This window comes from Dryocola clanedunensis (genome assembly GCF_038405435.1).
In the GTDB taxonomy this organism is placed as follows: Bacteria; Pseudomonadota; Gammaproteobacteria; order Enterobacterales; family Enterobacteriaceae; genus Dryocola; species Dryocola clanedunensis_A.
This window is the reverse complement of sequence record NZ_JBBYHZ010000246.1, coordinates 1-511: the sequence shown is the minus strand read 5'-3', so window position 1 is coordinate 511 and position 511 is coordinate 1. Positions and strand designations below refer to the sequence as shown.

At 69.5% G+C, this 511-nt stretch carries 1 protein-coding gene; it reads left to right on the top strand.

What is annotated here, in order from left to right:
* On the top strand, nt 1-511 hold a 511-nt coding region (locus AAE045_RS24470; RefSeq protein ID WP_455549879.1), incomplete at both ends, for an outer membrane protein assembly factor BamE.

The following is a 511-nucleotide window of genomic DNA, read 5'->3' as shown; positions in this document are numbered from 1 at the left end:
CCCAGGTGCCGCTGTTGCGGTCACTGGGCCTGAGCCTGGCGGCGCTGCTGCTGGGCGCCTGCGCCAGCCACGGCGAACAACGCACCACACCGTCCACCGCGACCGCCGACACCGCCGACACCGATGCGGCGAACTTCCCGGATCCCCGCAAAGCCACGTTGAAGGAGGGCCTGTTCGTGGATGTCGACACTCTGCGCCTGTTCGCCCGTGGCATGAGCAAGCGCCAACTGTACGCCCTGCTGGGCACCCCGCATTTCGGCGAGGGCATGTGGGGCGTGCGCGAATGGAACTACCTGTTCAACTTCCGCAGCGGCCCGGGCGGGGACTATTTCACCTGCCAGTTCAAGGTCGACTTCGATGGAAAGGGGATCGCCCAGGCGGCGCACTGGAAGCCGCAGGCCTGTGCGGCCGTGCTTGATCCGCCGCGCCCCCCGACGCCCCCCGCACCCGCGCCGATGCCGAGCGAGCCGCTGCGGCTGGCAGCCGACGCGATGTTTGCCTTCGACAGCGC